Genomic DNA, 11,903 nt, shown 5'->3' on the forward strand with positions numbered 1-11,903 from the left:
CTCCCGCTGGTGCCGGACGCGACGGCGCGTGAATCGACGGTTGAGGGCTTCAGGGATCATCACGCCGGGAGCGGGCGTCGTGTGTCGTCGTGGGAAGCGCGAGGAACGCCGCCAGCGCGATCAGCAGCGTACAGGCGAGGCCGATCACGAAGCCGCCCTGGGCGATGCCAAATACCATGTCAGGCCTGAACCCGTTGCGCTCGCTCACCCTGAGGGCCAATGCCATGCCCCCCGTTTCGAACGAGGCGGAGTCGACGCTGCCAAGTCGCGAGTCGCTCACCAGCCACAGCGTCGCCGAATGACCTGGTGCGCCGTCGACGCCATCGACTTCGACGTTGAACCCCTTGTCCGGCTGGAAGCGCGGGCCCGGACAGAACGCCTTGAAGGCGTTATCGCGAAGGGTCGATGCATCGATCTTCCACGCGTGCTGCCTGCCGTCCTGCGACAGGATCACGGCGATGTCGCCTTCGTTCCGGCGCATGTAGGTGGCGAACCTGATCTCGAAACATGCTTCGTCGCCCTCCACGTACTCGCTGGGGTCGACGGAGCCGGGGTGCACCTCCTGCACCAGCCGGAAGCCGGGACGTATCTCACCGGCGGGCTGGCTCTTGCCCGCCGCCGTGGAGTAGAGCGGCCTGTAGCTCTCGAACGGTTTCAGCGCCCAGGCAAGGGCGAGGAGGGTGGCCACGACCGCCGCGCATCGGATCATCATGTCGAGAGGTGTCCATACAGGGGCAGGATCTGGCGCAGGTAGAAGGCATCGCAGGCGATCAGGGCGCCAATCGAAGCTGCCAGCAGGAGCGCACCCATCGTCCTGCCGCGGAACGCCGACGCGCATACGACCAGCAGGAAAGGCACGACCGGATAGAAGTAGCGACCATGCGTGGCGCGCATCGTGCCAATGTAGGATCCCCACAGGTGGTGGTAGTAGATCATCGCGAAGACGACGACGCAGAAGGCGGACGTAAACAGTAGCCATTGCCCTGGAATCGCCCGGAACGTTCCTCGTGCGTTGTATGCGAGGGTTGCCAGCATCGCGGCCAGGAGGGCCTCCGCGGTCCAGCGTGCAAGATGGGGCAGCGGCTGTGTCGCATAGACGGTCCCGGCGACGATCGCCACGACCGCCAGCACGGGGTAGGGCCACCAGTTCGGCCGTGAAAGCCTGTCGCGCAGCGGTGCGATGATGGCGATCGCGGCCGCGACGCCAATTACCCCGAGGAAGTAGCGCGCGGTCCATCCGTTCGCCTGGATCCACGCAAGCTTGCCCTCGCCGCCGCCGTTCCAGCCGAGCAATGCGACGAAGTTGAGCATCGTGTGCTCCCAGAACGGGTGCTCGCGCATCAGCGCGAAGTAGTCGATGACCACTCTCTCCCGGCTGGACAGCATGGAAGCGTCCGGCAGGATCTGGCCGAAGAGGAAGAGGTTACGGACCATCCATGAAGCGATGGGCGCGAACATCAGCAGCCAGACGATCGCGATGGCCGGCACCCAGTGGCGGAAGCGGCCGGACGGGTCAGCGGACTTCCACAGCTGCCATGCGACCGCAAAGAAAAAGGGGACCGCCATCGCCAGGGCGGTGACCTTGGCCAGGGAGCACAGCCCCATCATCGCCGCCGAATACAACAGGTACCGGTAAGCGCCCGACTGCAGCCATCGCGTGCACCAGTACGCGCCCCAGGTCGCCGTGCACGCGACCAGGGTGTCGTGGGTGACGCCACCGGCCAGGTGGGTGAACATCGGTGTCGCACCGAAGAGTATCGACGCCCCCAGCGCGGCCGCCGGATTGCCGGTCGTCCTCGCGAGCAGGAGCGTGAGGCCCAGTATCGTCAAGGCGCCGAATATCGCGCTGGGCAGGCGTGCCGCCCGGACGCGTCCCTCGTAGCCCAGTCCGGCCATCCGTGCCATCGCGATCACGGGCGCATCAATCGCATAGAAAAGCGGCGGATGCTGCGCGATCCAGTTCCGTCCCGGGCGAACGCCGTCGCCCCGCCAGGAGCGCATCGTCTCCTCGCTGAAATGCGCTTGCCCCAGGACAGGCCACTGGCCACGCGACAAGTTCTCGGCGTAGTCGTAGTGGCCAGGCTCGTCGGGAATGTCCCACAGGGGCGTCACGAGGATGCCGTAGGTCGCGAACTTTGCAAGGAACGCCAGCGCGACGAACGCTGCGACCATCAGGAAGCGACGGGGAAGCCCAGGCGCGTTGGATGGGTTTTCCCTGATCATGACTAGCTTCCTTCGGCCGGTTCGATCCTGTCCTCCAGCTTCTGAAGTCGCCAGTTCAGCCGTTCCAGGAGTTTCCGGTTGGTCGAGATCAGTTCGGAGATCGCAGCCATCATCCACATCATGACGCCGATCATGACGCAAAGGGCCGTCAGCACCACCGACTGGATGTGGCCGTCGCCCTCGCCGAGGGCGACGAAGTAGAGGTACCTCGCGCCGGTCAAGACACCGGCGGCCATGAAGACCGCTCCGATGAAAAGGAACAGCTTGAGGGGGCGATAAATGATCGCGACCCGTACGATGGTGCCCAGCGATCGCCTGACGTAGCTGGGGATGCTCTTGACCAGGCGCGACGGCCGGAGATCGCCATTCGTCCGCACGGGCACGGAGAGGACGAGGAGGTTGCTCAAGCCGGCCTGGATGATCGTTTCAAGGGTGTAGGTATAGGCATTGAACACGTTCAGGCGCATCGCGGTGTCGCGCGAGATCGCCCGGAATCCGCTTGGCGCGTCTTCGACCTTCGTCTTGCTGGCCATGCGCACCGCCCAGCTTCCCAGTCTTTGGAGCTTCTTCTTGATCCAGGAGAAGTGCTGGGTGTCGTCGATCGGACGGGTTCCGATGACCATGTCGGCCTGTCCCGCCACGACCGGCGCGGTCAGGCGCGGGATATCGGCGCCGTTGTACTGGTTGTCGGCATCGGTATTCACGATGACGTCCGCACCCAGGCGCAGGCAGGCTTCCAGCCCGGTCATGAAGGCGGTGGCCAGCCCCCGGTTGACCGGGTGTCTAACCACATGGTCGACGCCATGCCGCTTCGCCACCGCGGAGGTATCGTCCGTCGAGCCGTCATCGATGACCAGCCACTCGACCGAGTCGAAGCCCTCCACCTGGCGTGGAAGGTCGGCAAGAGCGACGGCAAGTGTCTGCGCCTCGTCAAGGCAGGGAATCTGGATGATCAGCTTCATGCGGTATGTCTGTCCATGTCGGATGTCTGATGCTAGCGCTGGGGGTTCCTGCGCCCCAGCCATAGGCTACCCCACGCGAAACTCAACAGGTCGCCGACCGTAGTGGCGATCCTCAGGGCAACGATCAGGGTGATGGAGGTCACCGGGCCCAATGCATCGTGCAGCCAGAAGGCGAGCATCGCCTCCCGGATGCCCAGCCCAGCGGGTGCGCCCGGCGCGATGTAGCCGATGAGCCACGAACAGGCGAATGCACCGGTGAGCAGCACCAGCAGGCGCGGTTCGGCGGCCTCGGGCGCGAGCGTCGCGGCAACGGCGAACAGGCCAACCCCAACGATCAGGAAATTGATTGCGTAGAGCAGGTAGCAGGAGATCGAGACCGACAGGCGGGGTGAGCGCATGCCCGCTTGCTCCGGCCCGAGGCCTCGCAGGCGACGCACCAGCCGCGCAAGGCCCGGGGCTCCCGCGAGCCCGAGCGCGACCGCGATGCTGAGGCCCAGGAAGAGCGCACCGCGATGCTCGAGGATTGGCCAGTCGCGCAACGCCGCCGGCGCTTCGGCCAGCAGCGTGAGTGCGCCGACGTGCGCGCCTGCCAACATGACCAACAATGTCTCGTACGCCATGGATGCAAGGATGGCGCCCATGCCAAGTCCCATCGACCGGCTGAGCAGGACACGCCCCAAGTGGTGGCCGACGTTGCCAGGCAGGTACTTGCCGAATTGGGTGGTGGCCAGGATCGGCAACGTTACCCCGAGCGGCGCCGGCCGGTCGATGTCCGCCAGCAGTCGCGACCAGGCGAATGCCGTGATCGGGATCAAGGATGCGTACAAGAGCGTGAGAAGGCCGGTCGAAGCGATGATCCCGGGCTCGAGCAGCGGCCTGAGGTCATGGCCAGCCAGCGAACGCCTGGCATAGACGACGAAGAAGCCGAGCGCCGCCAATGAAACCAGGATGCCCAGGGCTCGCAGCCAGGGCTTCATGCGGGCTTCCTGGCACCCAGCAGGTAGCCATTGCCGAAGGGCAGGCCGCGAGTGGCCCACTGGACGGCGAACGCGCCCCTGAGGGCGAGCCTGCCGGGCCACGACCGGAGCAGTGGATACCATTTGAGCAGCGCGCTTCGATCGATGCCGCTTCGATCGTTGTTCGCTTCCCGCGCTCCCGTCTCGCCCGTGGCGTCGATTCTGCGTTGGAATCCCCGTGCTTGCAGGCGTTCGGTGAGGTTGCCGAGCGGGAATCCAATGCACTCCACGTGCTCCACCCGAAGGCCACTCGCAGTCACGCGTTCGACGAGGCCACGACGCTCGTAACGTCGGTAGTGGCCGGCCCATACATCGGCGGCGTTCCATTGCCGTGGGTGTGCAGGGACCGAAAGCAGGAGGGTGCCGCCAGGGGCCAGCCATCGGGCCCATTGGGCGAGCGCTCCGGCATCGTCCTCGATATGTTCAAGCACCTCGAACGCCATCACGAGCGGGAATCGTTCACGCCAGTGTTCGGAAGCCACGGCGTGCACCTGGATCGCGCGGTCGGACGCCACGCACAGTTGATGGATCAGGTCACGGGCTTCCGCGGAAGTTTCCAGTGCATGGCACTGGAATCCGCGCGCGTGAAGTTCCTGCAGCAGCATCCCGGCCCCCGGCCCGATCTCGAGCACCGGGCCCGGGCTGATGCCTTCGAGCGCCGGCAGGATCCGCTGCCGCCTGAGCAGGTATCGTGGCGCCGGCACCCAGCCCAGCGCTGGCGCGGCTGGCCCCAACATCGGATCGAGGACGAAATCATTTGCGCTCACTACGACGGTCGCCCCACGATATTCCTGCGTCGAATCATATCCATGAACTGTTCTCCGATGGCGGTGGCGTCGATACGGGGCCGGGTACTCTCGTGGCACGGCGATTGCGCGGTGGCGGCAAGGGCCATGTGGGCGAGGAGCGCGTCGGCAAGGGACTTTGCATCCGCGCAGGGAACCAGGTAGGTACAGCCGGGCTGGGACACCAGCAGTTCCCGTGCCGCGGGGCCGTCACGGGTCACCAGGGGCCGTCCGGAGGCGACGATCTGGAACACCTTGTTGGGGATAACGCTGGCGGCCTTCTCGGAGTCGCCGAATATGCCCAGGCAGATGTCCGCCTCGCGTAGCTCTCCGGCGAGCGCTTCATAGGGCACCCACTCCATCCAGCTGACGCGGGGCAGCGGGTCGGCGTCGAGCAGGGCGCGGATCCGCGGTGCTTCCTGGCCGACGCCCACGAGCCGCCACTCGATGTCCCGTTGCCGGAGCAGGCGCGCCGCCTCGATGATGGTCGTGATGCCGTGAAGGGGAATGAACTGTCCGTAGAACAGCACGCGGAAGGGACCGTGGCCGCGCTGGGCGAGGGGCAGGCGCGGGAAGCGCTCTGCTTCCACTCCCACCCAGACCGCATCGCAATGCCCTTTCGGAAGGTCGAACAGCCGCTCGATCCTGCGTGCGTGCGCCTGGGTGTCCATGAAGACGTAATCCGCACGCGCGATCGCCGACGCCTCCAACCGTCGCAGCAGCCGGGCGGCCAAGCTGCCTTCGCGCAGCAGTCGCCGGTCCAGGCAGATCGTGTCGTAGGCAGACAGGAAGACGTCCCACGCGACCGGAATGCGACGGAAGCGACAGACCAGGGCGGCGATGAAGACATCGACGTGCCCGGGATAACCGACCAGCACCAGGTCCGGGCGGGCGACCCGCGCCAGTCGCCATGCCAGGCGTGGATACGAGAAGAGCCAGCGCAGTGCGATCCCGGCCAGCCGGACGAAGCCCCGGAGCTGGCTCTTGTCTTCGATGCCTTCCCAGGTGGAGGCGTGGATCTCGTGGAGCTCCACGCCTTGGCGCGACAGGCCTTCCCGCAGGATGCGCGTACGCGGCTTCCCGGTGTCGTAGGTACCCCAGAAAACCACGCGCATCCTTCGCTCCCGCCGGGGCCGGCAGACCGGCCCTGCAACTCAGCCCAGCGCCGTTTCCAGTTCAGGCAGCACCTTGAACAGGTCGCCGACCAGGCCGATGTCGGCGATTTCGAAGATCGGCGCGTCGGCGTCCTTGTTGATCGCCACGATCGTGCCCGCGTCCTTGATGCCGGTCAGGTGCTGGATGGCACCGCTGATGCCGATGGCCACGTAAAGCTCGGGGGCGATGATCTTGCCGGTCTGGCCGACCTGCATTTCGTTGGGCACGTAGCCCGCGTCGACCGCGGCACGCGAGGCGCCCACGCCCGCGCCGAGCTTGTCGGCGAAGTCGTAGATGATCTTGAAGTTCTCCGCCGAGCCCACGCCGCGGCCGCCGGACACCACGCGCTTGGCGCTCTGGAGGTCGGGACGGTCGGAACTGCCGGCCTCCAGGCCGACGAAGCGGGTATGGGTGGGCAGGGTGGCCTCGACCGACGTGGCCTCGACCGGCGCGCTGCCGCCGGCCTTGGCTTCCGGCCAGGACGCGGTGCGCACGGTCGCCACGACGGCGTGGTCGGCCGGGGCCTCGACGGTGATGATCGCGTTGCCCGCGTAGATCGGGCGCTTGAACGTGTGGCTGCCCTCGACCGACATCACGTCCGACACCTGGGCCACGCCCAGCAGGGCCGCCACGCAGGGCATCAGGTCCTTGCCGAAGGTGGTCGAGGGGCCGAAGACATGGCTGTAGCCGGTGGCGAGGCCGGCGACCTGGGGCGCCAGCACCTGGGCCAGCGCATGGGCGTTGGCTTCGTGGGCGACGGCCAGGACCTTCGAGACGCCTTCGATCGTGGCTGCTTCGGCGGCGACGGCGGCCGGGTCGGCGGCGAGAACGACGACATCGATGGACTCGGGTTCCAGCGCCCGCGCGGCGGAGACGCACTTGGCGGTCGAGGCATTCAGCTTGCCGTCCAGGTGCTCGGCGACGATCAGTACCTTGCTCATTACAGCAACCCCTTCTGCTTCAGTGCGGCGACCAGCTCGGCCGCGTCCTTGACCATGACGCCCTTGCTGCGCTTGGGCGGCGGCGCGTAGCTCGTGGTCTTGAGCGTGTCGCCGGCGTCGACGCCGAGGTCGGCGAAGGCGATCGTGTCGATCGGCTTGCTCTTGGCCTTCATGATGTCGGGCAGCTTGATGAAGCGCGGCTCGTTCAGGCGCAGGTCGGTGGTGACCACGGCCGGCAGGTCGACCTCCAGGGTCTCCAGGCCGGCGTCGACCTCGCGGGTCACCGTGGCCTTGCCGTCGGCGACGTCCAGCTTGCTGGCGAAGGTCGCCTGCGGGCGGCCCCACAGCGTGGCCAGCATCTGCCCGGTCTGGTTGGCGTCGTCGTCGATCGCCTGCTTGCCCAGGATCACCAGGTCGGGCTGCTCCTTCTCGACCAGCTTGAGGAAGGCGCGTGCGGCGGTGAGCGACTGGATGCCGCCCTCGCTGACCACGTGGATGGCGCGGTTGGCGCCCATGGCCAGGCCGTTGCGCAGGTGGGCCTGGGCGTCGGCCGGGGCGATGGTGGCGACGACCACCTCGCTGGCGATGCCCTTGTCGCGCAGGCGCAGCGCCTCTTCCAGCGCGATTTCATCGAAGGGATTGGCCGACAGCTTGACGCCATCGGTGACGACGCCGGAGCCGTCCGGCTTGACCTGGATGCGGACGTTGTAGTCCACCACGCGCTTGTAACCGACGAGGATCTTCATCGAGTGGGGGTTCCTCAATAGCCTGGAGGGGAGGGCCGGGGCCGCTTTGGCCATGGCGGACCGTCGATTCTAGCGCACCCCGATGGGCCCCGCCGGAACAGGGCGGTCTCCCGGCTCAGGCCGCGGGGGACAAGGAAAGCGACTGCTCGCCGCGCCAGGATTCGCCGGGTTCGAGATGGACCGGGACCAGGATCCGGCCCGCTTCGACGCAGACGAAGCGCAGATGGTCCCCGGGGGCCAGGTCCGGCAGCTGCGCGGCCTTCGCGGGCCCCGGGTTCCAGACGACCACGTCGCTGAACCCCGACATCGCGATGTCGAGCCGGTGCGGCCCGTCCTCGAGGTGCAGAGGAGAGGCGACGTCGGCGTAGATGCGATCGATCTCCCCGCCATCCAGCGCCAGCACCGGTTCGGTGTCAACGGCATCAACATCACGGGTCGAGTCGAGGAAGCGCCGGCCGGACAGGCCACTTATTCGTACCCCGGCGGTGTCGTCCACGGCCAGGTAGGTGTGCAGGGCGGCGGCGAAATCGAAGGAGGTCGCACCCGTATTGACGACGTCGAGGGCCATGCGCAGCGTCCAGGGCGAAAGCGCGGCCTCCAGGCGCAGGCGGAAGGGGTGCGGCCACTCCCCGCGCGTGTACGCATCGTCTTCCAGCACGAACGCCAGGCGGTCCGGGGTCGTGCCTTCAACCGGGCGCCAGGGCATGCGCCGCGCGAATCCGTGGCGTCCACCGGGGCCGCGCATCGAAAACTGCGGGAAGATGACCGGCACGCCACCCCGCATCGCGGTTCCGGGCGTGGCACGGTCGAGGGGACCGAGGAACAGGCGCTCACGGCCTGCCGCCTGCCATGACAGCAGCTGTGCGCCAAGCGACGCGGCCGCGATCGTCATGCCGTCGGCGTCGCGGCGATGCTGTCCGAAAATCATGCGATCGTTCGTTGGATCGGGTGACGCGTGCATGTCCATGGCATCTGTGGCTCGGGGCGCGCTCCATTATGAACGCGTGGGCCCCGTGTGCCGGCGACGGCGCCTCGCGCGGGCGTACCCAGGGGTCGGCTCGGTTAATCTCTCATCATCTCGACGTTCCAGGGAGCGGTAGATGCTTCATCCGGTAATCCTGAGTGGCGGCAGCGGCACGCGCCTGTGGCCCTTGTCGCGCCAGAACCAGCCCAAGCAGTTCCTGTCCCTGATCGGCGACCGGTCACTGTTCCAGGAAACCCTCCTGCGGGCCAGCCGGCTCGACGGTGCGCAGCCGCCGGTGACGGTGTGCAGCGACGACCACCGCTTCATGGTCGGCGAGCAGCTCCATGCGGTCGGCCTGGACAGCGGCGGCATCATCCTCGAGCCGGTGGCGCGCAATACCGCGCCGGCCATCGCGCTGGCCGCGATGCACGTGGCGGCGGGCGACCCCGACGCGACGATGCTGGTCATGCCGGCCGACCACCTGATCGAGGACGAGGCCTCGTTCCGGACCGCGGTGGAGACCGCGCTGGCCGAGGCCGGCCAGGGCTGGCTGGTGGCATTCGGCATCACGCCCGACTACGCCGAAACCGGTTATGGCTACATCCTGCGCGGGGAGGGGCTGGGCGAGGGGGCCTTCCGTATCGAGCGCTTCGTCGAGAAGCCCGACCTTGCGACCGCCGAGCGCTACGTCGCCGAGCGCACCTATGCGTGGAACTCCGGGATGTTCCTGTTCCGCGCCGCCCGCTACCTCGAGGAACTCGGACGCCACGCCCCCGACATGCTGGCGGCGGTGCGCACGGCGTACGAATCGCGCGAGAGCGACCTCGACTTCACCCGCGTGCCGGAGGCGGCATTCGCGCAAAGCCCGAACGACTCCATCGACTACGCGGTGATGGAGAAGACCGACCGCGCCGCCGTGGTCCCGGTGAGCTGTGGCTGGAGCGACATCGGCTCCTGGTCCTCGCTGTGGGCGGTCGCCCAGCGCGACGACGACGGCAACCTGCACGAGGGCGACGTGATCTCCGTCGACAGCAGCGGCAGCCTGGTGCGCGCCTCCGAGCGCCGCCTGATCGCCACCATCGGCGTGGAGGACCTGGTGATCGTTGACACGCCCGATGCGACCCTGGTCGCGCGCAAGGACCGGGTCCAGGACGTCAAGACCGTCGTCGACCGCCTGAAGCAGGCCGGTCGCCAGGAGCACCTGTTCCATCGCAAGGTCTATCGCCCCTGGGGCAGCTACGACTCGATCGGCGTCGGCCCGCGTTTCCAGGTCAAGCGGATCATGGTCAAGCCCGGCGCGGCCCTGAGCCTGCAGAAGCACGCGCACCGCGCCGAGCATTGGGTGGTGGTGTCCGGCGTCGCCGAGGTCACCTGCGACGACCGCGTGTTCGACCTGCGCGAGAACGAGAGCACCTTCATCCCGCTGGGCAGCGTGCACCGGCTGCGAAACCGCGGTGACGTGCCGGTGGAGCTGATCGAAGTCCAGTCAGGCAGCTATCTCGGGGAAGACGACATCGTCCGCCTGGAGGACGTGTACGGCCGATCCTGAGCCCTCGCCATTGCCCCAACGTACGGTTCGGTCCGGCCACGCCGGCGCGTTAGACTGGGGCCATCCCGCAATGGAGTGGCCCCCATGTCCCAGACCCCCGCTGCGTCGCCGGCCGGCGGCGCGAGCCAGAAACTCTATCCCGACGCCCGGAGCGCGCTGGAAGGCGTCATCGCAGACGACCAGACCCTGGCGGTCGGCGGCTTCGGCCTGTGCGGCATCCCGGAAGCGCTGATCGGCGCACTGCGCGATTCCGGCGCGAAGGGACTCACGGCGATCTCCAACAACGCCGGCGTCGATGGCTTCGGCCTGGGCCTGCTGCTGGAGACCCGGCAGATCCGGAAGATGATTTCCTCCTACGTCGGCGAGAACAAGGAGTTCGAACGCCAGTTCCTGGCCAATGAGCTCGAGCTGGAGTTCAACCCGCAGGGCACCCTGGCCGAGCGCCTGCGCGCCGGCGGGGCGGGCATCCCGGCTTTCTTCACCGCCACCGGCTACGGCACGGTCGTGGCCGAGGGCAAGGAGACCCGCGAGTTCGGTGGCAAGCACTACGTGCTGGAGACCTCGCTGACCGCCGACGTCTCGCTGGTCAAGGCCTGGAAGGCCGACAAGGCCGGCAACCTGGTCTTCCGCAAGACCGCGCGCAACTTCAATCCCGCCTGCGCGATGGCCGGCAAGGTCTGCATCGCCGAGGTCGAGGAAGTCGTGGAAGTGGGCCAGATCGATCCCGACCAGGTCCACCTGGCCGGCATCTACGTCGATCGCATCGTCCACAACCCGACTCCCGAGAAGCGCATCGAACAGCGCACCGTGCGCGCCGCCTGAGCGCCGCGCCCGTCCCCGAACAGACAAGGATCCCGCACATGCCCTGGACCCGCGATCAGATGGCGCAGCGCGCCGCGCAGGAACTCACCGACGGCGCTTACGTCAACCTGGGTATCGGCCTACCGACCCTGGTGGCCAACCACATCCCCGACGGCGTCGACGTCTGGCTGCAGAGCGAGAACGGCCTGCTCGGCATCGGCCCGTTCCCCACCGAGGCCGAAGTCGACGCCGACCTCATCAACGCCGGCAAGCAGACGGTCACCGCGCGTGCCGGCGCCAGCTACTTTGGCAGCGACGACAGTTTCGCGATGATCCGCGGCGGCCACATCGACCTGGCCATCCTGGGCGCGATGCAGGTCACCGACACCGGCGACCTGGCCAACTGGATGGTGCCCGGCAAGATGGTCAAGGGGATGGGCGGCGCCATGGACCTGGTCGCCGGCGTGAAGCGGGTCGTGGTGCTGATGGAGCACGTGGCCAAGGATGGAAGCCACAAGATCCTGAACGAATGCACGTTGCCGCTGACGGGCGTGGGCGTCGTGGATCGGATCATCACGGACATGGGTGTGATGGATGTCACGGCAGACGGTCTGAAGCTGGTCGAGTTGGCCCCGGACGTCGAACTGGACGCCCTGCGCTCGGCCACCGGTTGCGAATTCAGCCAATAGGAGGTCCTGCAACCCCGTTGACATAGCGCTAGACTGAAACCCGCCCGCGTTCTCCACCGGGCAGGGGGTGGC

The 11,903-nt window shown here is 67.4% G+C and carries 12 protein-coding genes; 3 read left to right on the forward strand and 9 right to left on the reverse strand.

Annotated features, from left to right (window positions below):
• Positions 1-49: 49 nt before the first annotated feature.
• The 9 genes from FKV25_RS15760 to FKV25_RS15800 all read right to left on the reverse strand — a co-directional run bounded on the left by FKV25_RS15760 (position 50) and on the right by FKV25_RS15800 (position 8,756).
• Positions 50-688 (reverse strand): hypothetical protein, encoded by a 639-nt coding sequence (locus tag FKV25_RS15760; RefSeq protein WP_141519741.1) that lies wholly within the window; start codon positions 686-688, stop codon positions 50-52.
• Positions 689-708: 20 nt separating this feature from the next.
• Positions 709-2,340 (reverse strand): ArnT family glycosyltransferase, encoded by a 1,632-nt coding sequence (locus tag FKV25_RS15765; protein ID WP_170218677.1) that lies wholly within the window; start codon positions 2,338-2,340, stop codon positions 709-711.
• The gene (locus FKV25_RS15770) at positions 2,226-3,185 is read right to left on the reverse strand and encodes a glycosyltransferase family 2 protein (RefSeq protein WP_141519743.1); all 960 of its coding nucleotides are present in this window, start codon (positions 3,183-3,185) and stop codon (positions 2,226-2,228) included. Before FKV25_RS15770 ends, FKV25_RS15765 begins: the two co-directional genes overlap by 115 nt.
• A 32-nt stretch (positions 3,186-3,217) precedes the next feature.
• Positions 3,218-4,162 carry a lysylphosphatidylglycerol synthase domain-containing protein gene (locus FKV25_RS15775; RefSeq protein WP_141519744.1) on the reverse strand — a complete coding sequence of 315 codons (945 nt, stop codon included), beginning with the start codon at positions 4,160-4,162 and terminating at the stop codon, positions 3,218-3,220.
• Positions 4,159-4,938: a class I SAM-dependent methyltransferase gene (locus tag FKV25_RS15780; RefSeq protein WP_281286261.1), complete on the reverse strand. Its 780-nt coding sequence runs from the start codon at positions 4,936-4,938 to the stop codon at positions 4,159-4,161. Before FKV25_RS15780 ends, FKV25_RS15775 begins: the two co-directional genes overlap by 4 nt.
• A gap of 29 nt (positions 4,939-4,967) precedes the next feature.
• On the reverse strand, positions 4,968-6,101 hold the full coding sequence (locus FKV25_RS15785; RefSeq protein WP_141519746.1) for a glycosyltransferase: 1,134 nt from the start codon (positions 6,099-6,101) through the stop codon (positions 4,968-4,970).
• 39 nt (positions 6,102-6,140) lie between these two features.
• A complete protein-coding gene (locus tag FKV25_RS15790; protein WP_141519747.1) occupies positions 6,141-7,082 on the reverse strand; it encodes an electron transfer flavoprotein subunit alpha/FixB family protein in 942 nt (313 codons plus the stop codon).
• On the reverse strand, positions 7,082-7,828 hold the full coding sequence (locus FKV25_RS15795) for an electron transfer flavoprotein subunit beta/FixA family protein (protein ID WP_141519748.1): 747 nt from the start codon (positions 7,826-7,828) through the stop codon (positions 7,082-7,084). Before FKV25_RS15795 ends, FKV25_RS15790 begins: the two co-directional genes overlap by 1 nt.
• A 115-nt stretch (positions 7,829-7,943) precedes the next feature.
• Complete coding sequence (locus FKV25_RS15800) at positions 7,944-8,756, reverse strand: D-hexose-6-phosphate mutarotase (protein WP_170218679.1); 813 nt, start codon at positions 8,754-8,756, stop codon at positions 7,944-7,946.
• A gap of 172 nt (positions 8,757-8,928) precedes the next feature.
• Between FKV25_RS15800 and FKV25_RS15805 the strand changes: the two genes are divergently transcribed.
• The 3 genes from FKV25_RS15805 to FKV25_RS15815 all read left to right on the forward strand — a co-directional run bounded on the left by FKV25_RS15805 (position 8,929) and on the right by FKV25_RS15815 (position 11,831).
• Complete coding sequence (locus FKV25_RS15805) at positions 8,929-10,341, forward strand: mannose-1-phosphate guanylyltransferase/mannose-6-phosphate isomerase (RefSeq protein WP_141519750.1); 1,413 nt, start codon at positions 8,929-8,931, stop codon at positions 10,339-10,341.
• A gap of 84 nt (positions 10,342-10,425) precedes the next feature.
• On the forward strand, positions 10,426-11,163 hold the full coding sequence (locus FKV25_RS15810) for a CoA transferase subunit A (protein WP_141519751.1): 738 nt from the start codon (positions 10,426-10,428) through the stop codon (positions 11,161-11,163).
• Between the two features lie 38 nt (positions 11,164-11,201).
• Positions 11,202-11,831, forward strand: a complete 630-nt coding sequence (locus FKV25_RS15815; RefSeq protein ID WP_141519752.1) for a CoA transferase subunit B — start codon at positions 11,202-11,204, stop codon at positions 11,829-11,831.
• Positions 11,832-11,903 lie beyond the last annotated feature (72 nt).

The organism is Marilutibacter aestuarii (genome assembly GCF_006546775.1).
Taxonomy (GTDB): domain Bacteria; phylum Pseudomonadota; class Gammaproteobacteria; order Xanthomonadales; family Xanthomonadaceae; genus Marilutibacter; species Marilutibacter aestuarii.